Raw genomic sequence first — 26,090 nt, forward strand, 5'->3', positions numbered from 1 at the left:
ACTCATCGTACCAGTCTTAGTTCGTCAACTAGGGAGAATAATAATGTTATATAAAAGCGATTCCTTTGAAGTTAGCTTCCTGAAGGAAAACATCGCCGAGTTTAAGTTTTGTGTTGCAGGTTCTGTAAACACACTATCTCAAAAAACTCTTTCAGATTGCGCAGCAGCATTAAAAGAATTAGCCGCCAATACTGATATCAAAGGCATGATTTTTACCAGTGATAAAGACCACTTTATTATTGGTGCCGATATCTTCGAATTTTTACCTACATTTACTAAACCTGAAGAAGAATTAGTAGTGTGGATCAAAAACGCAACAGACGTTTTTGATGCAATTGAAGATTTACCATTCCCAACTCTAAGCGCTATAAACGGTATAGCACTTGGCGGTGGTTGTGAGTGGGCACTTGCTACCGATTATCGTGTGGCAAGCGAAACAGCTAAAATGGGCCTACCAGAAGTTAAACTTGGCATAATGCCAGGGTTTGGTGGCACAGTGCGCTTACCACGTATCATTGGCGCCGATAACGCGATGATGTGGATTACCTCAGGCGCAGAAAACCGCGCAGCAGATGCCCTTAAAGTAGGTGCGTTTGACGCGGTAGTTAGTGCTGACAAACTTCTAGAGTCAAGTGTATCAACACTCGAACTGGCGATTGCTGGTAAGCTAGATTGGCAAGCAAAACGTAACGTAAAACTACAGCCACTTAAATTAAACCGTGTTGAGCAAGGCATGAGCTTTGCTATGGCAGAAGGTATGGTAATGGGTAAAACCAAAGGCCACTATCCTGCACCGGTTATGGCTGTACGTACTATTAAAGCAGCGGCAAACTGTACTCGCGATGAAGCAATGGCAATCGAAAACGCTAACTTTGCTAAATTAGCACGTACACCAGAAGCAGCAGCACAAACTGGTATATTCCTAGCTGACCAATACATTAAAGGTAAAGCACGTAAATTTGCTAAGCACAGCGATGTAGAAATCAAACAAGCCGCAGTATTAGGTGCTGGTATTATGGGTGGCGGTATTGCATACCAGTCTGCTTATAAAGGCACACCTATTATAATGAAAGACATCCAACAAGATGCGCTTGATTTAGGTATGGGTGAAGCATCTAAATTGTTAGGTGCAAAAGTTAAGCGTGGTCACATGCCAATGGAAAAAATGTTGGCAACACTTAGCAAAATTAAGCCAACACTTAACGAGTCAGACCTACAAAGTGCCAACATCATTGTTGAAGCCGTTGTAGAAAACCCTAAAGTTAAGCAAGCAGTACTCGCTGATCTTGAAAAGAACATGCCAGAAGGCACTGTACTTACTTCAAATACATCGACTATTTGTATTGATTTACTAGCACAAGCGCTAGATAAGCCAGAAAACTTCTGTGGTATGCACTTTTTCAATCCAGTGCCAAAAATGCCATTAGTAGAAATTATCCGTGGTGCAAAAACCTCAGATAAAACAATTAATGCAGTAGTTGATTACGCGCTTAAATTAGGTAAATCGCCAATTGTTGTTAACGATTGCCCAGGCTTTTTTGTAAACCGTGTTTTATTCCCTTACTTTGCAGGTTTTAGCAAATTAGTGGTTGAAGGCGCTAACTTTGCAAAAGTAGATAAAGTAATGGAAAACGTATTTGGCTGGCCTATGGGTCCGGCTTACCTACTTGATGTTGTAGGTATTGATACAGCGTTCCATTGTACTGGCGTAATGGCTGACGGTTTCCCTGAGCGTATGGCGCGTGCTGATAAAGACCCTGTGACTATTTTTGCCAACGAAAAACGTTTTGGTCAAAAGAACAAAGCCGGTTTTTACAAATACGAAACAGATCGTCGCGGTCGTCTTAAAAAGTCTCATGACGAGACAGCAATTGAGCTACTAAGCCCAATTACAGACGCACCAAAAGAATTTGATAAACAAGAAATCATCGACCGTTGTATGATTCCAATGATCAACGAAGTGCTACTGTGCTTGCAAGAAGGCATTGTTGCCTCGCCGCAAGAAGCAGATATGGCATTAGTTTACGGTGTTGGTTTCCCTCCATTTAGAGGCGGCGCGTTCCGTTACTTAGATCAAACTGGTTTAGCTAACTTTGTTGCAGCAGCAGACAAATACGCTCACCTAGGTGCGATTTACCAAGTATCTGAACAAACTCGCAAGTGGGCCGAAGAAGGTCGTGTTTTCTATAAGGTGGAAGGTTAATATCATGAATAATCCAGTAATTGTAGATTGTATCCGCACACCAATGGGTCGCTCTAAAAGTGGTGTATTCAAACATAAACGTGCAGAAGACTTAAGCGCACATTTAATGAAAGGCTTACTAGATCGCAACCCAGCAGTTGATCCAGCATCAATTGACGATATTTATTGGGGTTGTGTACAGCAAACATTAGAGCAAGGCTTTAACGTAGCGCGTAACGCATCATTGCTTGCCGGTATTCCGCACAGCGTTCCTGCTGTTACGGTTAACCGTTTATGTGGCTCTTCTATGCAAGCATTGCATGACGCAGCACGCGCAATAATGACAGGCGCTGGCGACACTTACCTAATTGGTGGTGTTGAGCACATGGGTCACGTACCTATGACTCACGGCAACGACTTTCACCCAGGCTTAGCAACATCAATTGCACAAGCGTCTGGCTCTATGGGCTTAACAGCAGAATACCTTGCTACGCTTCATGGCATTAGCCGTGAGCAACAAGATGAATTTGCTTACCGTTCACATCAACGAGCACAAGCTGCAACTGTTGAAGGCCGTTTCCGTCGCGAAATTTTAGCAATGGAAGGTCACGCAGCAGATGGTTCGCTTATCTTAGTTGAAGACGACGAAGTAATTCGCCCAGAAACAACTGTAGAAGGCCTATCAAAGCTTCGCCCTGTATTTAATCCTGCATCGGGTACGGTAACAGCCGGTACTTCTTCTGCACTTTCTGACGGCGCATCTGCAATGTTAGTAATGAGCGAAGAAAAAGCAAAAGAACTTGGTTTACCAATTCGTGCACGTATTAAAGCAATGGCAGTCGCTGGTTGCGATCCATCAATTATGGGTTACGGCCCAGTACCAGCAAGTAAAAAAGCACTTGCACAAGCCGGTATTACAATTGATGACTTAGGTGTAGTAGAACTTAACGAAGCCTTTGCAGCTCAATCATTACCTGTAATGAAAGATTTAGGGTTAATGGATGTAGTTGACGAAAAAGTGAATTTAAATGGCGGCGCAATCGCACTTGGTCACCCACTGGGTTGTTCGGGTTCGCGTATTAGCACATCGCTTATTCACTTAATGGAAGACAAAAATGTACGATACGGTTTAGCAACTATGTGTATTGGTTTAGGCCAAGGCATTGCAACTGTATTTGAACGTGTTCAAGACTAATTAGTTTAAACATGTAAAACCATCTTGGTGATTAAAAAGGCGAACTGATTTTATTCAGTTCGCCTTTTTTATTAGCTTCATTTATAAAAACGTCCCTTTATCAAACAAGTATGTAACAGCGTAATTATGTGATCGGGCGTATTATTAAATAAAGCATTTTGAAACTGCTAAAAGCATTAAGTAAAATAGTTAAATTACACATAAAATTGCGTTAAACTGCCAAACTTATTAATTGCTATACCTAAGCACTCGCGTACACAGCAAACACTTTAATTAAACAGGCCAATTTATTATGAGCTTTGATAATCCCGATCACCAATTAGATGCCATAGGCCTTCGCTGCCCAGAGCCAGTAATGATGGTACGTGCTGCTATTCGTAAAATGAACGATGGTGAAACGTTATTAATAACTGCTGATGACCCATCAACCACTCGCGACATTCCGAGCTTTTGTACGTTTATGGATCACACGCTGGTGGCTAAAGATACAGAAGCAGCGCCGTATAGATATGTGGTGAAGAAAGGGCTTTAAACTCACGTAGGTTGGGTTGAGTTTTACGAAACCCAACGTATTTAATAACCACCAAAATCGTTTTGTTCGCCACACATGTTGGGTTTCGCTTCACTCTACCCAAACTACGAAACCCCCTTGGTGTTAATGCTGAATAAATCCTACAACGTCCTTGTCACAAGTCCATCAACCCACTAGGGCTATTAAATAGCTAAAAATCACTTCTTCGTTATCGTCACTTGTGGCTTATCGTAGTCACTGTAATCAATACTTACTATGTACGTGCCTTTTATTGCTGGTGTGAAACTAAAGTAGTTATAAATAGTATTACAGTCTGCGATAGCTGGCTGACCGAGTGTTAGTTTTTGCCCTGCTGGTTGTGCATCGCTGTAACCACAGTTGTAACCTTCACTAAAATCGGCATCGGCTATTTTAAATTCGTACACTTTACCTGGGGTCGAAAATTTAACTTGCGCTTGATAAAGCGCAGGGCCAACTGGCGCAAACTGATACTGGGGTTCTGCATCCCACAGTGTAAAGTCGCCACGTAAGTAAATTGTGCGGTCAAGCTCTTGCTGTGGTAAAACATCGTTAATCGAAATTTGGCTTGTACAGGCAGTAAGTAAACCAGCAATTGCTAAGGTTAAAATTCGTTTCATAGAAATCATCAATGGGTATCCTTTGCATACAGTGAAAACTAAAAAGCCAGCAAAACGCTGGCTTTTAAAATTGCTAATCGGTGTTATTTTTGTAAAACAGAAATATCTGCAATACCTAAAAACAATCCGCTTAACTGGCTTAATAGCGCAAGACGATTTTGCTTAACAGCTTCATCGTCGGCCATAACCATTACGTTGTCAAAAAAGTTATCAACACTTTCACGAATACCCGCCAATTGGCTTAATGCTTCTTGGTAGTTTCCATCTGCGTAAAGTGGCGCAAGGTCAGTGGCAAATTTTGCTACTTGTGATGCCAATACTTTTTCGGCGTCGTCGCTTAATAAGCTCTCATCAACACTACCTTGGCTGGTAATATCGTTTTTAGCCAGAATGTTACCTACACGCTTATTAGCTGCTGCAAGCGCTTCTGCTGCGTCTAATGTACGGAAGTGGCTTACGGCTTTAACACGGCGGTCAAAATCAACAGGTTTAGTCGGACGACGTGCAAGCACTGCTTGAATTACGTCTACTTCAATACCTTCGTCTTGATACCAAGCACGGAAGCGCCCTAGCATAAATTCAAATACGTCAGTTGATACATTTAAGTTAGTTAACTTGTCGCCAAACAATGTTTGCGATTTAGCTACTAGGTCTAAAATATCAAGTGGTAGTTCTTTTTCTACCATGATGCGCAGTGCACCAATAGCAGCACGACGAAGAGCAAATGGGTCTTTGTCACCTTTAGGTGCTTGGCCTATACCAAAAATACCCACCAGCGTGTCAAACTTATCAGCAATCGCTACTGCGCAGCTAATTAAGTTTGTTGGTAAGTTATCCCCTGCAAAGCGTGGCATGTACTGCTCGTTTTGCGCTACGGCTACATCTTCGGCTTCACCATCGTGGCGAGCGTAATGCATTCCCATTACACCTTGCACGTCGGTAAATTCCATAACCATTTCAGTCATTAGGTCAGTTTTACTTAATAAGCCTGCACGCTGTGCTAGGTCTTTATCAGCACCTAATTGCTCAGCAATATAACCTGCAAGCTCACTAATGCGCTCAGACTTATCTTTAAGCGTACCAAGTTGCTTTTGGAACAATACGCTATCAAGCGACTCTAATCGGCTTTCTAGGGTTTTCTTTTTATCTGTTTCAAAGAAGAACTGTGCATCGGCTAAACGCGGGCGCACTACTTTTTCGTTACCAGAAATAACCACACTTGGATCTTTACTTTCGATGTTAGATACAAACAAAAACTTATTTAAAAGTTTGCCGTTTTGATCTAATAACGGGAAGTATTTTTGATCGTCTTTCATGGTGTAAATTAACGCTTCGGCTGGTACATCTAAAAATGCTTCTTCAAATGTTGCCGTTAAAGTAACTGGCCACTCTACAAGTGATGTTACTTCTTCTAGTAAATCTTCATCCATTGCAACAACAGCGTTAACTGCGCTTGCAGCCTCTTCTATTTGTGCACGAATTTGCGCTTTACGTTGCTCGTAATCAGCAATAACGTAAGCAGATTTAAGTACGTCAAAAACGTCATCTGCATGGTTAATGCTAATTTTTTCTGGGTGATGAAAACGATGACCCTGAAGCTGGTTAGTTATTTGCTTACCAAGAATTTCGCCTTCAAGTAGCTCATCACCAAATAAAATAGTGACTGTATGCACAGGACGAATAAATTGTGTTTTATTCGCGCCCCAACGCATTGGTTTAGGGATTGGTAATTTACTTAACGCTTTAGTGATAGCATCTGTCATTAGCGTTTTAGTTTCTTGCCCTGCTACTTTAGCAATGTGCAATAACCAAGCGCCTTTATCAGTTTCAAGTGTTTGTGCGTCTTTTACTTCAATACCACAACCACGTGCCCAACCCATTGCTGCTTTTGTTGGGTTACCTTCGCTGTCAAACGCTGCCTTTGTTGCTGGGCCACGCTTTTCAACTTCTTTGTCTTGTTGCTTAGCTTCAAGCGCTTTTACTTGTAAACCCAAACGACGAGGCGATGCATACCAGCTTACGCCTTGGTGTGCTAATTCTAATGTTTCTAGCTCTTGAGTTAAGTTTGCAGCAAAGGCTTCTGCTAATTTACGCAATGCTTTTGGTGGTAACTCTTCAGTGCCAATTTCTACTAATAAATTTTGTGCTGACATTTTACTTATCCTTACACAGCGGGAAACCAAGCGCTTCACGTTTGTCATAGTAACTTTGTGCACACGCTTTTGATAACGCACGAACGCGTAAAATATAACGCTGACGTTCGGTTACCGAAATTGCGTGGCGTGCGTCTAGTAAGTTAAATGCGTGCGATGCTTTCATTACTTGCTCGTATGCAGGTAGTGGTAAGTTAGCTTCAATTAACTTTTGGCTTTCTGCTTCACACTTATCAAACTGTGCAAATAAGTCTTCTACGTTTGCATGTTCAAAATTATAAGTAGATTGCTCTACTTCATTTTGATGGAACACGTCGCCGTATGTTACGCGCCCTAGTGGACCGTCTGCCCATACTAGGTCGTAAATGCTATCTACGCCTTGAATGTACATTGCTAAACGCTCTAGGCCATAAGTAATTTCGCCTGTTACTGGTGAGCACTCTAAGCCACCCACTTGTTGAAAGTAGGTAAACTGCGTTACTTCCATGCCGTTTAACCAAATTTCCCATCCCAAGCCCCATGCGCCTAGCGTAGGTGATTCCCAGTTATCTTCTACAAAGCGAACTTCGTGAGTAAGGGTATCAATACCCATTGCCGCTAATGAGCCTAAGTAAAGCTCTTGGATGTTATCTGGCGATGGCTTTAAAACTACTTGGAATTGGTAGTAATGTTGTAGGCGATTTGGGTTTTCACCATAGCGGCCATCCGTAGGACGACGACACGGCTGAACGTACGCGCTCGACATTGGCTCTGGACCAATAGACTTTAAAAATGTTTGCGGGTGAAATGTCCCGGCTCCCACTTCCATATCAAGTGGTTGAATAATGACACAGCCTTGCTGCGCCCAATAATCCTGTAAAGCCAGGATCAAACCTTGAAAGGTTTTTACGTCATATTTTTGCATATTTGGCTTTTTACTATCTAAGAAGTAGCGTGAAAATTACCCTTAGTATACCGTGTGTACACTCAGGTTTTAAGCAGTTTGTGTAATTGAAAAAATAAAAAAGGAGCCATTAGGCTCCTTTTTCGGTGTAAGTAATATTTTTACACGTCTAGATTAACTACGCGTAGAGCGTTAGTTTCGATAAACTCTCTACGAGGCTCTACTTGATCACCCATTAAGGTGGCAAATAATTGATCCGCGCCAACAGCATCTTCAATCGTTACTTGTAACATACGACGAGCACTAGGATCCATTGTTGTTTCCCAAAGCTGGCTTGGGTTCATTTCACCCAGTCCTTTATAGCGTTGAATGTAGATCCCGCGCTTAGATTCTGTGATCAACCATTCCAAAGCATCCACAAAGTTATCAACAGGTTTTGTTTTCTCACCACGTTGAATATAAGCACCTTCTTTTAGGATGTTTGCAATGTTAGTACCAGTCACAGCAATGCGTTGGTAGTCACGTGATGCAATAAAGTCATAATGAAGTACATGTGCTTTATCAACACCGTGCTGACGAATATTCACAACCGGGTAATACATATTACGCTCAGCGTCAAACTCTGTACCCGCATGGAAAATAGTTGCATCTTCATCACGTGCAATCAGGTCATCAACTAACTCTTTTGTCCAAGCAATTACTTTAGCTTCGTCAGAAAGGTCATCAGTTTTCAACTCTGTTTGGTAGATTAAGCGTTCCATTACCGTGTTAGGATATTTACGCTTTAAACGCTCAATAACTTTAACTGTATTTTGGTAATCGTGAACGACTTTCTCAAGCGCTTCACCTTCTAGCGCAGAAGCATCTGCACTTGGATATAAAGCCGCATTATTAAGTGCAAGCGACGTTAAGTATTCTACTAATGCAGGATCATCTTTAATATAACGCTCTTGCTTACCTTTTTTCACTTTATAAAGTGGTGGTTGAGCAATATAAATATAACCGCGTTCTACAATTTCAGGCATTTGACGATAGAAGAATGTTAGTAGTAACGTACGAATGTGAGAACCATCCACGTCCGCATCGGTCATGATGATGATACGGTGATAACGTAATTTCTCAGGGTTATATTCGTCACGACCAATACCACACCCTAATGCAGTAATTAGTGTTGCTACTTCTTGCGAAGATAACATTTTATCAAAACGTGCTTTTTCTACGTTTAATATTTTACCTTTAAGCGGAAGAATAGCTTGGTTTTTACGGTTACGTCCCTGCTTGGCTGATCCGCCAGCAGAGTCCCCTTCCACAATATATAGTTCAGATTGGGCTGGGTCTTTTTCTTGGCAATCAGCTAGCTTACCTGGTAAGCCTGCTAAGTCCATCGCACCTTTACGTCGTGTCATTTCACGGGCTTTACGCGCAGCTTCACGAGCACGTGAGGCATCAATAATCTTACCTACAACAATTTTGGCATCAGTTGGGTTTTCTAGTAAAAACTCAGTGAATTTTTCAGCCATTGCTTGTTCAACAGCAGATTTAACTTCACTTGATACTAGCTTGTCTTTAGTTTGCGATGAGAACTTAGGATCAGGAACTTTAACACTAACAACAGCCGTTAAGCCTTCACGGGCATCATCACCGGTAGCATTGCTGGTTGTTTTAGCTTTCTTGTTAAAGCCTTCTTTTTCCATGTAGTTATTAAGTGTACGTGTTAGCGCTGATCTAAAACCGGCTAAGTGAGTACCACCATCACGTTGTGGAATATTATTTGTGAAACAGTAAATGTTTTCTTGGTATGCATCATTCCACTGCATTGATACTTCAACACTAATACCATCTTCTTCACGTTCGTGAGTAAAATGGAACACACCTTTATGTATAGGTGTTTTATTACGGTTTAAGTATTCTACGAAAGCTTGAATACCGCCTTCATATTTAAAGTGGTCAGATTTATTTTCTTCACGCTCATCATTTAAGATGATGCTCACACCTGAGTTTAGGAATGAAAGCTCGCGTAAACGCTTAGCTAAAATGTCGTAATGAAAATCTAAATTTGTGAATGTTTCAGCGCTTGGCCAAAAACGTAATTCTGTACCAGTTGTTTCTGAGTCACCAATTACAGCTAAAGGTGCATCTGGAACACCCATAGTATAAAACTGCTCATGAAGCTTACCTTCACGACGAACAGTCAGTTTTAGTTTTTCTGAAAGTGCATTTACAACAGAAACACCAACACCATGTAAGCCACCCGATACTTTATAAGAGTTATCATCAAACTTACCACCGGCATGAAGTACCGTCATAATAACTTCGGCTGCAGATACGCCTTCTTCTTCATGGATAGAAGTTGGGATACCACGACCGTTATCTCGAACTGAGACAGAACCGTCTAAGTGAATCGTTACATAAATATCATCACAATGACCTGCTAAGGCTTCATCGATCGAGTTATCAACGACCTCAAACACCATGTGGTGTAAGCCTGTGCCATCATCGGTGTCCCCAATATACATTCCAGGACGCTTTCTTACTGCGTCTAATCCTTTAAGTACTTTAATACTCGACGAGTCATAATTCTCAGACATGGTTAATCCCACTTATCTTGTTATTAGGTTGCCATGTTTCACGTGGAACATTTGTAGTTCTCGTTGCATGGGTTCCACCACAGCAGAAATACTTTCAGATAAAATTGAAGAGATAAAAATTTGAGAACTGCAGTGAGCAAGTAATTGTCCCACTTTCTCTTTTGTATCTTCGCCTAATTCTGAAGGTAGATCATCTATTAGCAATATAGATTGCTTATCTGTCTCTGACTCAATTAAGCTATTTTGCGTAACTTTCAACGCATACAATAATAGCTTCAATTGACCGCGTGAGAATGTATTCTCCACACTGTTGCCAACGACACTAAAACTAAAATCGGCCTTATGAGGGCCTTTACTTGTAAACCCTTGGCGAGCATCTCGCTCAAAGTTTTGCTCTAACGCATCTGCAAGAGATTCAGTCTCTTTCCAGCCTGCGCTAAAGGTCATTTCTAAATCACGTACAAGCGTCAATTCTGCACACATTTTATCAAAAAATTGCTGCTTAAACCTACTTATATACGCCAATCTTAATTTATTTATTTCTTCAGCCAGTCTAACAAATTCTTTGTCCCAAAACTTAATTTGGTCAAAATAATTCTTGGGCTTAGTTTTTAATAATGCATTACGTTGTTTAAGTACTTTATTAAATGATTGCCACAAAAAAAAGAACTCATGTTCCACGTGGAACAAACCTAAATCTAAAAACTTTCTGCGCTCTTTAGGTCCACCAAAAAACAAAGAATAACTCTCTGGTGTAATAATTTGTACAGGCATAAGTTGAGCTAGTTCTGATATCTTACGGCTCGCCTTACCTTGAATTTTTAAATTGGTCTCACCCGTTTGCGTTTTACTAATACCAATTGGAATTGATAAATCGTGTATTGTTTTACGCCCGTGAATTACAAATTGCTCTTGCTGGTGCGCAATAATACTTTTGTGTTTTGGAGTACGAAAAGATTTGCCATGAGAAAGGTAATATATAGCCTCTAAAAGGCTGGTTTTTCCGCTGCCATTTTCACCATAAATTATATTAACGCCGTTGACTGGTTCTAGCGTCAGCGCCTCAATATTACGAAAATATTTGAGGCTCAAATGACTTAAGCTCATTATGTATTTATAGTCTTATAAACGCATAGGCATAACAACGTACATTGCTTCTTCATCGCCTGCACCTTCAATTAATGCACTGCTGTTTGAGTCGGCTAATGTAAATAGTACGTCTTCTGTTTTTAATGTGTTTAGTACATCTAACACGTAAGACACGTTGAATCCTATTTCTAGGTCCGCGCCTTCGTAACTTACTTCAACAACTTCTTCAGCTTGTTCTTGCTCTGGGTTATTGGCAGTAATTTTTAATAAACCGTTTGATAGGTTTAAGCGTACACCACGAAATTTTTCATTCGATAAAATAGACACTCGTTGAAACGCATTTCGTAACCATTCTCGGTTAGCTGTAATTACTTTGTCACCTCCACGTGGTAATACACGACGGTAATCAGGAAAGCGTCCATCAACTAGCTTACTTGTAAATGTAAACTCAATATCAATGATACGAATATGGTTAGCACCAAACTGAATTGTAACCAATTCGTCGTCAGCTACCATAAGGCGCATAATTTCTTGCACACCTTTGCGAGGTATAATTAATTGACGTTGAGTGTTAAGCGATTGCGTTAATTGCTTTTGTGCAATAGCTAAACGGTGACCATCAGTTGCTACTGTTTTTATGTCTGTATTATCTACTTCAAACGACATACCATTTAAGTAATAACGTACGTCTTGATTCGCCATCGAAAAATGCGTGCTTTCAAGTAGCTTACGAAGCTCTAAACGAGTTAGTTGAAATTCAACCTCACCATCCCACTGCTCTAAATTAGGAAAATCATCAGCTGATAAAGTCGTTAATGAAAAACGGCTTTTACCACTGGTTAAAAGTAATTGGTGCTCTTGCAAGCTTAAAGTAATGTCTGAACCATCAGGTAGACTTTTACAAATATCGAGTAACTTTTTAGCGGGTAACGTTAGTTTTGTATCGGCAATATCATCACCTACAAATACGCCAGAAACTAATTCAATTTCAAGGTCAGTACCCGTCATTGAAAGTTGTCCGTTTTCTACCACTAACAAAACGTTAGATAAGATTGGTAGCGTGTGTTTGCGCTCTATTGCACCCGACACTTGCACCAATGGCTTTAAAAATTGTTGTCTTGATATTGTTATTTGCATAATAAAGTCAGCCCTAAGATGACAATGTTCTTATTAAGTTTTGGTAATCTTCTTTAATTTCGTGGCTTTCGTCACGTAGTGATTTTATCTTACGACATGCGTGTAATACGGTCGTATGATCGCGTCCACCAAATGCGTCACCAATCTCAGGTAAGCTGTGATTAGTTAATTCTTTAGATAATGCCATGGCAACTTGGCGTGGCCTTGCTATAGAGCGGCTGCGGCGCTTAGACAATAGATCTGACACTCGAATTCGGTAGTACTCAGCAACGGTGCGCTGAATATTATCTATCGTAACCAGCTTATCTTGCAAGGCAAGTAAATCGCGTAGTGCTTCTTTTACAAAATCAATTGAAATTGGACGACCTGTAAAATTAGCATTAGCAATTACACGGTTAAGTGCGCCTTCTAGTTCACGTACATTTGAACGTAATTTTTTGGCGATAAAAAAGGCAACTTCATGTGGTAAGTTAATCTTACTTTGCTGTGCTTTTTTCATCAAAATAGCAACGCGAGTTTCAAGCTCTGGTGGCTCAATCGCGATTGTTAATCCCCAACCAAAACGTGATTTAAGACGGTCTTCGACCCCTTCAATCTCTTTTGGATAACGGTCAGAGGTTAAAATAATTTGTTGGTTGCCTTCAAGTAATGCATTAAAGGTATGAAAAAACTCTTCTTGGGAGCGCTCTTTATTAGCAAAAAATTGAATATCATCAATCATTAATGCGTCAACACTGCGGTAATAGCGCTTAAATTCTTCTATCGCATTATTTTGCAGTGCCTTTACCATATCTTGAACAAAGCGTTCTGAATGCATGTAAACAATTTTAGCATCTGGCTTGTTTGCCATAATGCCGTTACCTACTGCATGTAATAAGTGAGTTTTACCTAAACCAGTACCACCGTAAATAAATACAGGGTTAAAAGCAGAGCCAGGATTATCGGCAACTTGAGTGGCCGCTGCTTTTGCTAATTGGTTTGACTTACCCTCAACAAAGCTGTCAAAGGTATAGTTTTCTTTAATGTTAGATTTGTAACCTGACTTAGGTGCAGGTTCAACAACAGGCTTTTGCTCACGAGGCTGTTGTTTTGTAGAAGCTTGTGGTGCTGATTTTGTTTCTATAACCGGTGCAGCTTGTGCATTTAATAAAGGCTTACTACCTACATCAAAACGTAGCTTTGGTGCTTCAACACCACAAATTTCTACTAATAATTCGTTAATTCTATTTAGGTACTTTTCTCTTACCCAATCAAGCACAAAGCGATTAGGTGCATAAATCGTCAAGGTATCTTCGGTACTTTCTGCTTGTAGTGGTCTTACCCACATACTGAATTGCTGCGAAGGCAGCTCATCTTGCAATACATATAAACAACTTTGCCAAACCGACAGATACACAGTTAAACTCCCAGAGATATAATTTTTATTCCCGCACATCATTAATGATTATAAATCATACATTTATTGCGTTCAAATGGTCCAATAAGCGACCCAAGACCGCGTATTATGAAGGCACTTTATCCACAAGTAAAAGATTGATTTTTATAAAATTGTTGATATCGATGTATAAAATCATTAACAACCTGATTTAAAACAGTTTTTATTTTAGATCCGAAGAGGAGATCATAACAAAATAACACCAAGATCGCGAACCAAATTTACGATCCAATTTTCTTTTCCCCGCTTTTATTCACTTTTTATACAGGGGCTGTGGAAAACTTCTTATTTATGATGATCCTATCAGATCGCTCTACATGATCTCTTTATGAGTCATAAGTAGGCTATACACTGCGAACGTAATTATGATTGACTTTACGTTACTTACTCTATAATATCTCGCGCTCGCAATGGCACCTATGCCAGGATCGCGACCTGTATAGGATGTTTTAACTTTAACCGATCGGATGAGATTGTTATGAAAAGAACTTTTCAACCTAGCGTTTTAAAACGCAAACGTGCACACGGCTTCCGTGCTCGCATGGCAACTGTAAATGGCCGTAAAGTATTAGCACGTCGCCGCGCTAAAGGCCGCAAAGTTCTTTCTGCTTAATTTATAAGTGGAAGACTTTAGCTTTGGCAGGGAGTTACGTCTGTTAACTCCCTCGCATTACTCTCGCATATTTAATGAACCCGCTCGGGCTGCAACTCCTTTCTTTACTCTATTAGCTAAACCAAATGACCAAGAAAAACCTCGGTTAGGTCTTACTGTTGCTAAAAAACGCGTAAAAAAGGCATGCCAACGAAACCGTATTAAACGTCTCGCTCGCGAAAGTTTTCGTTTAAATCAACACAGCATCGATAATATTGATATTGTGCTTATGGTGAAAAGTGGTATTGATGAACAGTCTAATGAAGAATTAACCAAACAACTTACTAAATTATGGCGAAAAATTAACGAACGCTGTAAACCAGGTGCACCTAAACCGCCACCTTTTAAGAAACGCCCAAACAAATCAGCTAAATCTAATAAACAAACCTAATTGCAATAGAATTGCAGGGTTAATTAATGTATCTTTAGCTCACCTTTTAATCATGCATTTAAAATTTCTAATTGAGTCTTTAAATACATGATATCTATCTCACTAAACTTAAGTAGGGGCATAAACATCATGAGGTTAATTAAACCACTTGTTGCTTTTCCTAAGATTTGTTTAGTGTTATTTATCCGCGGTTATCAAAAGTGGATTAGCCCGCTGTTAGGTCCGCATTGTCGTTTTAATCCAAGCTGCTCACATTATGCAATTCAAGCAATTAATTTGCATGGATTTATAAAAGGTAGTTGGTTAGCTTTAAAACGCATATTAAAATGCCATCCTTTACATTCAGGTGGAGACGACCCCGTACCTGAAAAATTAACCCATATTAACCACCAACACGAGAAATAAGAGCTGTTATGGAATCGCAACGCACGTTTTTATTAATTGGCCTAATGCTAGTGTCGTTTTTATTGTTCCAAGAATGGGATAATGATTACAACAAGCCTAAAGCCGATCCAAGTGCCACAACACAAACACTACAAGCAAATTCACCAGAGTCGGATGATTATATTCCTTCATCGTCAGATTCAGGTTTACCCGCTTCAGCAACTTTAGCTAAACGTTCAGTTATTGAAATCACAACTGACGTTTTTAAAGTTAAAATTGACACCAAAGGCGGTGACATTGTTGAAACAGACCTTCTTCAATACGAAGAAACTAAAGGAAGTGAAACACCTTATATGCTTCTTGGTCAGCTTGATAGTGGCAAACAATACTTTTCACAAAGTGGCTTAATTGGCTTAAATGGCCCTGACGCATCAGCTAACGGTCGCCCTACTTATAGTACCGAACAAAAATCATATACCTTAACGGGTGATGAGCTTCGCGTTCCACTTCAGTTCACTGATAGTAATGGTGTTAGTTTTACTAAAACGTATGTATTCAAAAAAGGTCAGTATGACGTAGGCTTAGAATACAAAATCAACAACACTACCAGCGTACCTCTTCAAGTACAGCTATACACGCAAATTAAGCGTACCGTACAAGAAAAAGGTAGCATGGTTGATCAAAACTATTTAGGTGCTGCATACGGTACTGACGAAGAACCATATGAAAAGTATAGTTTTTCAGATATGGCTGATAAAAACCTAAACAAAAACACGCAAGGTGGTTATGTTGCATTTATACAACATTACTTTGTAAGTGCTTGGGTTCCAATGCAGGATCAAACAAATACAATTTATAGCTTAATTACAAAAAGTAATGCCGCTATTATTGGTGCTAAAGATCCCGCTGTAAATATTCAAGCTGGTAGTGAGCAAACACTAACTGCTACTTATTATATGGGTCCGAAAGAGTCAGATATTCTTGAAGCGATTCACCCAGACTTAGACTTAACTGTAGATTACGGTTGGTTATGGTTTATTTCGCAACCTTTATTTGTATTGCTAAAATGGCTACATAGCATTTTAGGTAACTGGGGTGTAGCAATTATTGCCATCACTATTATCGTTAAATCGTTAATGTACCCACTTACTAAAGCGCAATACACTTCAATGGCAAAAATGCGTGCGCTACAGCCTAAAATGGCAGCTCTTAAAGAAAAGTTTGGTGACGACCGTCAAAAGTTCGGCCAAGCAACTATGGAAATGTACAAAAAAGAAAAAGTTAACCCAATGGGTGGCTGTTTCCCTATTTTACTTCAAATGCCGATTTTCTTAGCCTTGTTCTACGTATTCTTAGAATCTACTGAACTTCGCCATGCTGAATTTATTTTTTGGTTAACTGACCTTTCTGCACAAGACCCGTACTACGTATTACCAATCTTATTTGGTGCGAGTATGTTTGTGACGCAAAAACTACAGCCTATGACGGTAACTGATCCAATGCAGCAAAAAATGATGACCTTTATGCCGGTTATCTTCTCTGTATTCTTCTTATGGTTCCCATCGGGTTTAGTTCTTTACTGGTTAGTGTCTAACCTTATTTCTATTGTCCAGATGTTAATCATCTACCGTGGCATGGAAAAGAAAGGAATTAAAGTAAGAGGCTAACTAAGCTCCTACTTATATAAAGGCGACTTCGGTCGCCTTTTTTATTGCCTGTTTTTCACCAGAGTATTCGCGAGTGTTTATTTCATAGGTTACAATACCGCCATAAAGTTACTCATCGTTGGCAAATTAATAGCATGATCAATCAAGATACAATTGCAGCACAAGCAACTGCCCCCGGACGTGGTGGTGTTGGTATTATTCGCGTTTCAGGCAGCCTTGCTAAAAGTGTCGCCGAAAAAGTAGTAGGTAAAATTCCTAAAGTTCGCTACGCCGATTACGTGCCATTTAAAAGCCTAGCTGGCGAGCAACTTGACCAAGGTATTGCCATTTACTTTGCAGGTCCTAACTCATTTACTGGTGAAGACGTACTTGAATTACAAGGCCACGGCGGTCCTGTAGTACTTGATATGCTACTTAAAGAAATTAGTAAAATAGAGGGCGTTCGTTTAGCAAAGCCTGGTGAGTTTTCTGAGCGCGCATTTATGAATGACAAGCTTGATTTAACACAAGCAGAGGCCATCGCCGACTTAATTAATGCTACGAGCGAACAAGCTGCCAAAAGCGCCCTACAGTCTCTCCAAGGTGAATTTTCTAAACACATAGAAACGCTTGTAGAAAAAGTAATTCACTTACGTATGTATGTAGAAGCGGCAATAGATTTTCCAGATGAAGAAATTGATTTTTTATCAGACGGTAAGGTATCAGGCGACTTAGACGCCATTATTTCCCAACTTAATACCGTAACCAACCAAGCAAAACAAGGTAGCATCATGCGCGAAGGTATGCGTGTTGTTATTGCTGGTCGCCCAAATGCCGGTAAATCAAGCCTACTAAACGCCCTAGCCGGTCGTGAAGCTGCAATCGTAACAGAAATAGCCGGTACCACTCGCGACGTACTACGAGAGCATATACATATAGATGGTATGCCATTGCATATTATAGATACCGCAGGCCTACGAGAGAGCCCAGATAGAGTAGAACAAATAGGTATTGAACGGGCGTGGGATGAAATAAACCAAGCCGATCGCGTTTTATTTATGCTTGATGGCACTGACACTATAGATACTGACCCGCATAAAATTTGGCCTGAATTTATGGCCAAATTACCAGAAGGTATGGGGGTTACGGTCATCAGAAATAAAGCTGATTTATCGGGTGATATAGTCGGAATGGAGCAAGAGCAACAATACCCGGTCATCAGCTTAAGTGCTAAAAATGCTGACGGTATTGAACTTGTTCGCGAGCATTTAAAAGCCTGTATAGGCTTTCAAGGCGCAACAGAGGGTGGCTTTATGGCGCGCCGTCGTCATTTGGATGCGCTAGAGAGTGCTGCGTATCATTTAGAAACAGGTAAAACACAATTAGAAATGCACATTGCTGGTGAAATATTGGCTGAAGAACTGCGTTTAACACAGCAGTATTTAAACGAAATAACCGGTGAATTTACCTCAGACGACTTACTTGGCAAGATATTTAGCTCATTTTGTATTGGTAAATAAGCACCTTATTACAGATATATGTTTATTATAAGAGCACTTAGGTGCTCTTTTTTTATGTAAAATATTCACTATAAAATATGTATTTATACCGTCAATCCCAGCCAGTTCTGCCAATAAAATCATACCCAAAGCGATAATTATTACCAGCTAGATTATGTAGATTAGATTGTAGAAAGAGCCTTTAAGTAAGGGATTAATAGCGCAAGTAACACCCATTTTAAGGTCAAAACCGATACATATTTCAAACAAAAATACGTTTTAAAATCGTTATCCTCCACACAAAAGTTAGTTATAAATAGCTTTTTTATAATTACCTAGCTCATAAAAACTAATGTTATTTGCTCAATTTAAGAGCTAAAACGTGACAATAAACACTCTAAATAATCAACTTTATACAACATATGGACAGACGATCACTGCGGCTTTTTAATAAAAATGACTCGAGATTTGAGTGCATCAAACTTTTGATCTACTAATCCACCAGCAAAATACATAAAAAAGCAGCTATAAATACGCATTAAATTAAATATATTGAGATCACTTATCCACAAATCCTAATTTTTAGCTCAAATAAATAGTAAATTGAGCCACCTCGCAGAGAAAAACCTAATGATCTATTAAAAATTATCTGTTTATAAGCTTATTTTTAATTAATTTCGTTAGATCAGCTCAATTAGATCATTTTTAAAAATTATTTTCGATCTAAATTTAAGGTTATCAACAGGCTTTATATCCACATTATGATCAACAAGTATTTTTAATTGGGATATTTACAATTTAATTTTTTACTGACAAGTAATATCAATAACTTAGCGAATATAAAACAACCTAAAAAAACACTTTAAGCAGAGCTTTCCCCACTGTTATCAACAACTTGATCAGAAGATTACATTTAAAGATAATTTGTTAAATACTATATTATCAATAACTTAAAGACACAATTTTGATTGAGTGTAAAATTACCGCAAAAATAGTTATACAAAAAAGCACTCTTAACTTTACTGTTATCCTCACTCAGTTATCATAGGCGGTAATTAAAACCAATGTGATCACTAATATTCATGAGTTCAGTAAATCTTATTGTCGGCAGCCAAATGGGATCGGCCGAGTATGTTGCAGAGCAATTAAGCGACGCGCTTAATAACCTTGGTATTACTACGCAACTACATGATCAACCTGAATTTAGCGATATTGATCAGCAAAATACCATTTGGTTAATCTGCACATCAACTTATGGTGCAGGTGATTACCCTGAAAATCTTATTAGTTTTGTTGAAGATGTAGCTCAAGCAGATGATTTATCTGAATTAAAATATTCTGTAATCGCTTTAGGCGACACTAGTTATGATACTTATAACCTAGCAGGACGCAATATAGATGCCTTATTAACTCAAAAAGGCGCTATAAAAGTAGCTGAACGTTTAGAGCTTAATATTCTCGATGAAGCACTACCAGAAGACACTGCATTAACATGGTTAGACTCTTGGATAACTCAAACAGGCATAAAATAGATAGATCAAGTAAAAAGTTATATATAAAGTTACCCACAATTTACTAATAATTTAATAGGTTTTGTGGATAAAGATTGAATAAACTGCGTTTTAAAGCATGCTTATCCATTGGATAAGATCCAACTGATTCAACCCTGTGCATAAAGTGCCTTTTTGATCAGAGCTTATTTGCTGGATGATCCGATCATATTAACACCTTTAGATCTGATCTAATTTCATGTTTTAAATGAAGATCTAAACCTTATCAACAGAAAAGTCGATCAGTAGTAGTAATAGTAATAAAAGATCTCTTTAAAAGATCCTTTATATTATTAGAGATCACATACTTAGATCTTGCCCTTTGTTTAATCATTTATCTTCTGCCAATTTCTAGGTAGAATACGCTCCCTTTTGAAGTTTACCGGTTTGATTTAAGTAGGATCCCATTAATGATTTTTCACGAAAATTTTGACGTTATCGTAGTAGGTGGTGGACATGCTGGCACTGAAGCCGCATTAGCAGCTGCCCGCATGGGGATGAATACCCTGCTACTGACTCACAATATGGATACCCTTGGTCAAATGTCTTGCAACCCAGCAATTGGTGGCATTGGCAAAGGTCATTTGGTAAAAGAGATCGACGCGCTTGGCGGTGCAATGGCACAGGCCATTGACAAAGGCGGGATCCAATTTCGCACACTAAACTCTTCAAAAGGACCTGCTGTTCGTGCAACTCGAGCACAAGCAGATCGCGCTTTGTACAAAGCAGCTATTCAAACAACATTACAAAATCAAGATAACCTTAAGATTTTTCAACAATCATGTGATGATCTTATTGTTGAAAACGATCGTGTTACTGGCGTAGTAACTCAAATGGGTTTACGTTTTAGTGCTCCAAGTGTTGTTTTAACCGTGGGTACTTTTTTAGGTGGCCAAATACACATTGGTTTAGAAAATTACAAAGGCGGTCGTGCTGGTGATCCACCATCAATTGCATTGGCTGAACGTTTACGCGAACACCCTTTTAGAGTGGATCGCTTAAAAACAGGTACTCCGCCACGTATTGATGCACGTACTGTTGATTTTACAAAAATGGAAGCACAGCCTGGTGATATGCCAACACCTGTATTTTCATTTATGGGTAAACAATCAGATCACCCACAACAAATACCGTGTTACATCACTTACACCAACGAAAAAACACATGATGTTATTCGTAAAAACCTACATCGCTCACCTATGTACTCAGGTGTTATTGAAGGTATTGGTCCACGCTACTGCCCATCAATTGAAGATAAAATTGTACGTTTTGCGGATAAAGATAAGCACCAAATATTTGTTGAACCTGAAGGCTTAACATCATACGAATTATATCCAAATGGTATTTCTACTAGTTTACCGTTTGATGTACAACTTGAGATTGTGCAATCTATTTCTGGTTTTGAAAATGCACATATTTGTCGACCAGGCTATGCAATAGAATATGACTACTTTGATCCACGTGATTTAAAACAGTCTTTAGAAACAAAATTTATCGAAGGCTTATTTTTCGCGGGTCAAATTAACGGCACTACCGGTTATGAAGAAGCGGGTGCACAAGGCTTAATTGCAGGTATGAATGCTGCGTTAAAAGTGCAAGGTAAAGATTCTTGGACGCCACGTCGCGATGAAGCTTACGTGGGTGTATTAATCGACGACTTAGCAACACTGGGTACGAAAGAACCGTACCGCATGTTTACTAGCCGTGCCGAATACCGTTTACTACTTCGTGAAGATAATGCAGATATTCGCTTAACTGAAAAAGGCCGTGAGCTAGGTTTAGTTAATGACGAACGTTGGCAGGCATTTAACGAAAAAATGGAAGTAATTGAGAAAGAAAAACAACGCATTAAAGATACGTGGATTCATAAAGATCACGTCGTTGTTGATCAAGTAAATGCATTACTAAAAACACCATTAACTCGTGAAGCAAGTTTAGAAGAATTACTTCGTCGTCCAGAGATTCGTTATAACGATCTTATGGCTATTGACGGTTTAGGATCTGAATTTACAAACGTAGCAGCACTTGAACAAGTTGAGATCCATACTAAGTACGCAGGCTATATTGCGCGTCAACAAGATGAGATCAATAAGCAGCTTCGTCATGAGCAAACAATTTTACCAAAAGAGTTTGATTACAAAACTGTATCAGGTTTATCAAATGAGGTTGTTGCTAAGCTTATTGAGTCACGTCCAGACACTATTGGCCAAGCATCGCGTATTTCTGGTATCACCCCAGCGGCGATTTCGCTATTATTAGTGTATCTGAAGAAGCAAGGCTTATTACGCAAATCTGCGTAACGATAAGGGTACATAGTGTTACAGCAACAATTAACTACATTGTTAGCGCAAACTGATATTGCGCTAACGGAAAAACAACAGCAACAGCTAGTTCGTTACGTCGAGTTATTAGATAAGTGGAATAAAGCTTATAATTTAACTTCGGTACGCTTACCTGAAGAAATGATGATTAAGCATATTATGGATAGTTTAGTTGTTGCACCTCACTTACCCGGTCATCATTATATTGATGTTGGCACAGGGCCTGGCCTTCCGGGCATTGTATTAGCGATTGCATTACCTAACACACAATTTGTGTTACTAGATAGTCTAGGTAAACGCGTTCGCTTTTTAATGCATGTTAAACATGAGCTTGGCCTTGATAACGTAACACCTGTTCAGTCAAGAGTTGAAGAATATCAGCCAAGTGTTAAATTAGATGGCGTACTCAGTCGTGCATTTGCTTCATTACAAGATATGGTTGACTGGTGTTCGCACTTAATTGGTCATTCGGGTAAATTTATAGCGCTTAAAGGTGTGTTCCCTAGTGAAGAGCTAGAGTCATTACCTACTGGCGTTAAGTTTGAGCAAAAAATTGCATTAGAAGTACCTAAGTTAGATGCACAACGACATTTAATTATTCTTTCTAAAGACTAGGGATCAGAGACACTGTGGCAAAAGTCATCGCATTAGCAAATCAAAAAGGTGGAGTGGGTAAAACTACAACCGCTGTAAACCTCGCTGCGTCTATGGCTGCAACGAAACGTAAAGTGCTGTTAATTGATCTCGATCCGCAAGGCAATGCGACTATGGGAAGTGGCGTAGATAAGTACGGCGACGTACCAACTATTTACGACTTACTCATTGAAGATAAACCTATAGAAGACGTTATTATCAAAGAAACGTCTGGCGAATACCATATGATTGCTGCAAATGGTGATGTAACCGCTGCAGAAGTTAAACTTATGGAATTATTTGCCCGTGAAGTGCGCTTACGTAACGCACTTGAAAAAATTCAGGATCAGTACGAATTTATTTTTATCGACTGTCCACCCTCTTTAAATATGTTAACTGTTAACGCAATGGCCGCAGCTGATTCTATTTTAGTGCCAATGCAGTGTGAGTATTATGCACTTGAAGGGTTAACCGCATTAATGGATACGATTACGCAGCTTGCTAAGTTAGTAAACCCTAGCTTACAAATTGAAGGCATACTTCGTACTATGTACGATCCGCGTAACCGTTTAGCGAATGACGTATCAGAACAATTAAAACAACATTTTGGCGACAAAGTATACCGTACGGTGATCCCGCGTAATGTTCGTTTAGCAGAGGCACCTAGTTTTGGTACACCTGCTATGTATTATGACCGGGCATCAAGTGGCGCTAAAGCATATTTAGCACTCGCTGGTGAAATGTTACGTAGAAAAGAAAAAACAGCGTCCGTTGTCGCCTAACTTTGAGGTAAAAAAATAACATGTCTGCTAAAAAACGAGGTTTAGGCCGAGGACTCGATGCACTTTTAAGTTCGTCAAAGCCTACACCGAGCGCAAGCAAGGAACAAGACACATCAAACGTGACTGAAGCTGTAAAAAATGCGGCTGGGCCAAATAACAGTGAATTACAAAAACTCCCAATCGAGTTTTTACACTCTGGTAAATATCAACCTCGTAAAGACATGTCCGAAGAGGCACTAGAAGAGCTTGCTAGTTCTATTCGCTCACAAGGTATTATTCAACCTATAGTCGTGCGCCCTATTGCACAAAATAGTTTTGAAATTATCGCCGGTGAGCGTCGTTGGCGTGCAGCGCAAATAGCTAAGCTTGAAACAGTACCTTGTATTATTAAAGACGTACCAGATGAAGCTGCAGTTGCTATTGCGCTAATAGAAAATATTCAACGTGAAGACTTAAATGCCATGGAAGAAGCGGTTGCGTTAAATCGCTTACTTAGTGAATTTGAACTAACACATCAACAAGTAGCAGATGCGGTGGGTAAATCACGCACTACAGTAACTAACTTACTTCGTTTAAATAATTTAAACAGTGATGTAAAAATTCTGTTAGAACATGGCGATATTGAAATGGGGCACGCTCGTTGTTTATTAGCCCTTGAGGGAGAAGCACAATCAGATGCTGCTCGTTTAGCTGTTGCTAAAGCACTAACCGTTCGTGAAACCGAGAAGTTAGTTCGTTCAATTTTAGAACCCGTGCCAGCTAAAGAAATAGCTGAAAAAGATCCAGATGTTAAACAGTTAGAGCAACAACTCGCTGAAAACCTAGGTGCCAAAGTAGAAATAAATTACAACAAAAAAGGCAAAGGTAAGCTTGTTATTTCTTATACTAATTTGGACGAACTTGACGGCATTTTAAATCGCATTAATCAAGACAATACCCACCATTAGTTTTCGACATGTCTAAAAAGGGACATTTGTAGCTATTTCGTGTTACAAAGCGTCTACTCAAGTTGCAAAACTGGCAGGATTAAGTATAATTTCGCCAGTTTTCACACCCTAACAATTAGAACGCAATAAAGGTTAACTAAACGTGACTGATAAGTTAGCGAGTCCATATCGACTTGCCGTATTAAAGTTAATTTGCCTTCAGGGTGTTGTAGCATTAGTTGCTGCTGTAATTATTTTTTTTAGTTCGGGAGTCAATGCCTCGCTTTCATCACTCGCTGGTGGAGCTGTAGCAGTACTTCCGCACTTTGTATTTGCACTTTATGCATTCAGATATATGGGTGCAAGTCGAGCAAATCAAGCGTATGCCTCGTTGAAACGCGGCAACGGATTAAAGTTTATGCTAACAATTGTATTGTTTGCGCTAGTACTGAAGCATTTTCCGGTAATTTTATTACCCTTTTTTAGTACTTATATACTGGCGCTCTTTACTGGATTGTTCGCACCCGTTTTTTTTAAACATTAACTTTTGGGATATAACATGGCAGCAGAAGAAGTTACTCTATCTGGCCATATCCAGCACCATTTGACCAATGCTAAGATGTGTTCGACCGATACAGGTCTCGCCTTCAATAAAGCATGTACGGACAGTGGATTCTGGACATGGCATATAGATACCCTTGCATGGTCTATCGGTTTAGGTCTTATATTTTTATGGATCTTTCGTAGTGCCGCTAAAAAATCAACACTAGGTGTACCTGGAAAATTTCAGTGTTTTATTGAAATAATCGTAGAATTTGTTGGTGACAACGTACGTGATACTTTCCATGGTAAAAGCAAGCTTATTGCACCATTAGCCTTAACGATTTTCGTTTGGGTGTTCTTAATGAACTTAATGGATTTAATACCAGTTGATTTCCTTCCAGCATTTGCAGGTTTCGTTGGTGAGACTGCATTTGGTATGGATTCACACGATGTGTACATGAAAATTGTACCAACGACTGACATTAATATGACTTCAGCGTTAGCGCTGGGTGTATTTATACTAATGGTTGGCTTTTCAATCAAAATAAAAGGTATTGGCGGGTTTATTAAAGAGTTAACGCTTCATCCGTTCAGCTCAAATAACATGTTTGTTCAAATTATTTTGATACCATTTAACTTATTACTTGAACTGATTGCACTCGTTTCTAAACCGTTTTCATTAGCACTACGTTTGTTTGGTAACTTATATGCTGGTGAGTTGATTTTCATCTTGATTGGCGCGATTGGTTTTATGCAGTTACCACTGCACTTTGTATGGGCAGTATTCCATATCTTAGTTATTACATTACAAGCATTCTTATTCATGATGCTTACGATTGTATACCTAAGCATGGCAAGTTCAGATAATCACTAATTTTTAGATTTACAATTTTACTTTTACTTTTAACTTTACAATTGAAACTTTGGAGAA

22 protein-coding genes are annotated in these 26,090 nt (G+C 39.4%); 15 read left to right on the forward strand and 7 right to left on the reverse strand.

Features of this window, described 5'->3' with window-relative positions; genetic code table 11:
- The first annotated feature begins 43 nt into the window (after positions 1 to 43).
- The 3 genes from fadB (at position 44) to tusA (ending at position 3,909) form a co-directional block, all read left to right on the forward strand.
- Complete coding sequence (fadB, locus tag H4J63_RS07610) at positions 44 to 2,203, forward strand: fatty acid oxidation complex subunit alpha FadB (RefSeq protein WP_182195781.1); 2,160 nt, start codon at positions 44 to 46, stop codon at positions 2,201 to 2,203.
- 4 nt (positions 2,204 to 2,207) lie between these two features.
- A complete protein-coding gene (fadA, locus tag H4J63_RS07615; RefSeq protein ID WP_004335189.1) occupies positions 2,208 to 3,377 on the forward strand; it encodes an acetyl-CoA C-acyltransferase FadA in 1,170 nt (389 codons plus the stop codon).
- Positions 3,378 to 3,669: 292 nt separating this feature from the next.
- Positions 3,670 to 3,909, forward strand: coding sequence for a sulfurtransferase TusA (gene tusA / locus H4J63_RS07620; RefSeq protein WP_182195784.1), 240 nt, complete (start codon positions 3,670 to 3,672; stop codon positions 3,907 to 3,909).
- 197 nt (positions 3,910 to 4,106) lie between these two features.
- On the opposite strand, the gene H4J63_RS07625 is transcribed toward tusA, so the two are convergent.
- From H4J63_RS07625 to dnaA, 7 genes are all read right to left on the reverse strand, one after another.
- Entirely contained in the window at positions 4,107 to 4,556 is a 450-nt protein-coding gene (locus tag H4J63_RS07625; RefSeq protein WP_004335197.1) for a hypothetical protein, read from the reverse strand.
- Between the two features lie 74 nt (positions 4,557 to 4,630).
- Positions 4,631 to 6,700 (reverse strand): glycine--tRNA ligase subunit beta, encoded by a 2,070-nt coding sequence (gene glyS, locus H4J63_RS07630; protein ID WP_024597184.1) that lies wholly within the window; start codon positions 6,698 to 6,700, stop codon positions 4,631 to 4,633.
- Between the two features lies 1 nt (position 6,701).
- The gene (glyQ, locus tag H4J63_RS07635; protein WP_004335201.1) at positions 6,702 to 7,604 is read right to left on the reverse strand and encodes a glycine--tRNA ligase subunit alpha; all 903 of its coding nucleotides are present in this window, start codon (positions 7,602 to 7,604) and stop codon (positions 6,702 to 6,704) included.
- 140 nt (positions 7,605 to 7,744) lie between these two features.
- The gene (gyrB, locus tag H4J63_RS07640) at positions 7,745 to 10,171 is read right to left on the reverse strand and encodes a DNA topoisomerase (ATP-hydrolyzing) subunit B (protein WP_024597183.1); all 2,427 of its coding nucleotides are present in this window, start codon (positions 10,169 to 10,171) and stop codon (positions 7,745 to 7,747) included.
- A 12-nt stretch (positions 10,172 to 10,183) separates the two neighbouring features.
- Positions 10,184 to 11,278 (reverse strand): DNA replication/repair protein RecF, encoded by a 1,095-nt coding sequence (gene recF / locus H4J63_RS07645; RefSeq protein WP_182195786.1) that lies wholly within the window; start codon positions 11,276 to 11,278, stop codon positions 10,184 to 10,186.
- 15 nt (positions 11,279 to 11,293) lie between these two features.
- Positions 11,294 to 12,397, reverse strand: coding sequence for a DNA polymerase III subunit beta (dnaN, locus tag H4J63_RS07650; RefSeq protein ID WP_004335206.1), 1,104 nt, complete (start codon positions 12,395 to 12,397; stop codon positions 11,294 to 11,296).
- Positions 12,398 to 12,410: 13 nt separating this feature from the next.
- Positions 12,411 to 13,793: a chromosomal replication initiator protein DnaA gene (dnaA, locus tag H4J63_RS07655; protein ID WP_182195789.1), complete on the reverse strand. Its 1,383-nt coding sequence runs from the start codon at positions 13,791 to 13,793 to the stop codon at positions 12,411 to 12,413.
- Between the two features lie 517 nt (positions 13,794 to 14,310).
- Here dnaA and rpmH point away from each other — a divergent pair.
- From rpmH to atpB, 12 genes are all read left to right on the forward strand, one after another.
- Positions 14,311 to 14,445 (forward strand): 50S ribosomal protein L34, encoded by a 135-nt coding sequence (gene rpmH, locus H4J63_RS07660; RefSeq protein ID WP_004335215.1) that lies wholly within the window; start codon positions 14,311 to 14,313, stop codon positions 14,443 to 14,445.
- Positions 14,446 to 14,452: 7 nt separating this feature from the next.
- Positions 14,453 to 14,875 carry a ribonuclease P protein component gene (gene rnpA / locus H4J63_RS07665; RefSeq protein ID WP_004335217.1) on the forward strand — a complete coding sequence of 141 codons (423 nt, stop codon included), beginning with the start codon at positions 14,453 to 14,455 and terminating at the stop codon, positions 14,873 to 14,875.
- A 129-nt stretch (positions 14,876 to 15,004) separates the two neighbouring features.
- Complete coding sequence (gene yidD / locus H4J63_RS07670; RefSeq protein ID WP_004335219.1) at positions 15,005 to 15,280, forward strand: membrane protein insertion efficiency factor YidD; 276 nt, start codon at positions 15,005 to 15,007, stop codon at positions 15,278 to 15,280.
- Positions 15,281 to 15,288: 8 nt separating this feature from the next.
- Positions 15,289 to 16,926 carry a membrane protein insertase YidC gene (yidC, locus tag H4J63_RS07675; protein WP_182195792.1) on the forward strand — a complete coding sequence of 546 codons (1,638 nt, stop codon included), beginning with the start codon at positions 15,289 to 15,291 and terminating at the stop codon, positions 16,924 to 16,926.
- A 134-nt stretch (positions 16,927 to 17,060) separates the two neighbouring features.
- Positions 17,061 to 18,425: a tRNA uridine-5-carboxymethylaminomethyl(34) synthesis GTPase MnmE gene (gene mnmE / locus H4J63_RS07680; RefSeq protein ID WP_182195795.1), complete on the forward strand. Its 1,365-nt coding sequence runs from the start codon at positions 17,061 to 17,063 to the stop codon at positions 18,423 to 18,425.
- Between the two features lie 1,061 nt (positions 18,426 to 19,486).
- Complete coding sequence (gene mioC / locus H4J63_RS07685; protein ID WP_170072867.1) at positions 19,487 to 19,936, forward strand: FMN-binding protein MioC; 450 nt, start codon at positions 19,487 to 19,489, stop codon at positions 19,934 to 19,936.
- A gap of 428 nt (positions 19,937 to 20,364) precedes the next feature.
- Entirely contained in the window at positions 20,365 to 22,254 is a 1,890-nt protein-coding gene (gene mnmG / locus H4J63_RS07690; protein WP_004335230.1) for a tRNA uridine-5-carboxymethylaminomethyl(34) synthesis enzyme MnmG, read from the forward strand.
- A gap of 15 nt (positions 22,255 to 22,269) precedes the next feature.
- Positions 22,270 to 22,890: a 16S rRNA (guanine(527)-N(7))-methyltransferase RsmG gene (gene rsmG, locus H4J63_RS07695; RefSeq protein ID WP_182195798.1), complete on the forward strand. Its 621-nt coding sequence runs from the start codon at positions 22,270 to 22,272 to the stop codon at positions 22,888 to 22,890.
- A 14-nt stretch (positions 22,891 to 22,904) separates the two neighbouring features.
- A complete protein-coding gene (locus H4J63_RS07700; protein ID WP_004335235.1) occupies positions 22,905 to 23,690 on the forward strand; it encodes a ParA family protein in 786 nt (261 codons plus the stop codon).
- A gap of 20 nt (positions 23,691 to 23,710) precedes the next feature.
- Positions 23,711 to 24,637, forward strand: a complete 927-nt coding sequence (locus H4J63_RS07705; protein ID WP_182195800.1) for a ParB/RepB/Spo0J family partition protein — start codon at positions 23,711 to 23,713, stop codon at positions 24,635 to 24,637.
- Positions 24,638 to 24,779: 142 nt separating this feature from the next.
- Positions 24,780 to 25,160 carry an ATP synthase subunit I gene (locus H4J63_RS07710; protein ID WP_007585983.1) on the forward strand — a complete coding sequence of 127 codons (381 nt, stop codon included), beginning with the start codon at positions 24,780 to 24,782 and terminating at the stop codon, positions 25,158 to 25,160.
- Positions 25,161 to 25,175: 15 nt separating this feature from the next.
- Complete coding sequence (atpB, locus tag H4J63_RS07715; RefSeq protein ID WP_004335244.1) at positions 25,176 to 26,033, forward strand: F0F1 ATP synthase subunit A; 858 nt, start codon at positions 25,176 to 25,178, stop codon at positions 26,031 to 26,033.
- The last annotated feature ends 57 nt before the right edge of the window (positions 26,034 to 26,090 follow it).

This window comes from Pseudoalteromonas sp. 5Ae-yellow (genome assembly GCF_014077565.1).
Classification (GTDB): Bacteria; Pseudomonadota; Gammaproteobacteria; order Enterobacterales; family Alteromonadaceae; genus Pseudoalteromonas.

Bases quoted from the DNA above. Each gene is read 5' to 3' on its own strand.
- fadB (WP_182195781.1), top strand. From the start codon at position 44: ATGTTATATAAAAGCGATTCCTTTGAAGTTAGCTTCCTGAAGGAAAAC.
- fadA (WP_004335189.1), top strand. From the start codon at position 2,208: ATGAATAATCCAGTAATTGTAGATTGTATCCGCACACCAATGGGTCGC.
- tusA (WP_182195784.1), top strand. From the start codon at position 3,670: ATGAGCTTTGATAATCCCGATCACCAATTAGATGCCATAGGCCTTCGC.
- H4J63_RS07625 (WP_004335197.1), bottom strand. From the start codon at position 4,556: ATGATTTCTATGAAACGAATTTTAACCTTAGCAATTGCTGGTTTACTT.
- glyS (WP_024597184.1), bottom strand. From the start codon at position 6,700: ATGTCAGCACAAAATTTATTAGTAGAAATTGGCACTGAAGAGTTACCA.
- glyQ (WP_004335201.1), bottom strand. From the start codon at position 7,604: ATGCAAAAATATGACGTAAAAACCTTTCAAGGTTTGATCCTGGCTTTA.
- gyrB (WP_024597183.1), bottom strand. From the start codon at position 10,171: ATGTCTGAGAATTATGACTCGTCGAGTATTAAAGTACTTAAAGGATTA.
- recF (WP_182195786.1), bottom strand. From the start codon at position 11,278: ATGAGCTTAAGTCATTTGAGCCTCAAATATTTTCGTAATATTGAGGCG.
- dnaN (WP_004335206.1), bottom strand. From the start codon at position 12,397: ATGCAAATAACAATATCAAGACAACAATTTTTAAAGCCATTGGTGCAA.
- rpmH (WP_004335215.1), top strand. From the start codon at position 14,311: ATGAAAAGAACTTTTCAACCTAGCGTTTTAAAACGCAAACGTGCACAC.
- yidD (WP_004335219.1), top strand. From the start codon at position 15,005: ATGAGGTTAATTAAACCACTTGTTGCTTTTCCTAAGATTTGTTTAGTG.
- yidC (WP_182195792.1), top strand. From the start codon at position 15,289: ATGGAATCGCAACGCACGTTTTTATTAATTGGCCTAATGCTAGTGTCG.
- mnmE (WP_182195795.1), top strand. From the start codon at position 17,061: ATGATCAATCAAGATACAATTGCAGCACAAGCAACTGCCCCCGGACGT.
- mioC (WP_170072867.1), top strand. From the start codon at position 19,487: ATGAGTTCAGTAAATCTTATTGTCGGCAGCCAAATGGGATCGGCCGAG.
- mnmG (WP_004335230.1), top strand. From the start codon at position 20,365: ATGATTTTTCACGAAAATTTTGACGTTATCGTAGTAGGTGGTGGACAT.
- H4J63_RS07705 (WP_182195800.1), top strand. From the start codon at position 23,711: ATGTCTGCTAAAAAACGAGGTTTAGGCCGAGGACTCGATGCACTTTTA.
- atpB (WP_004335244.1), top strand. From the start codon at position 25,176: ATGGCAGCAGAAGAAGTTACTCTATCTGGCCATATCCAGCACCATTTG.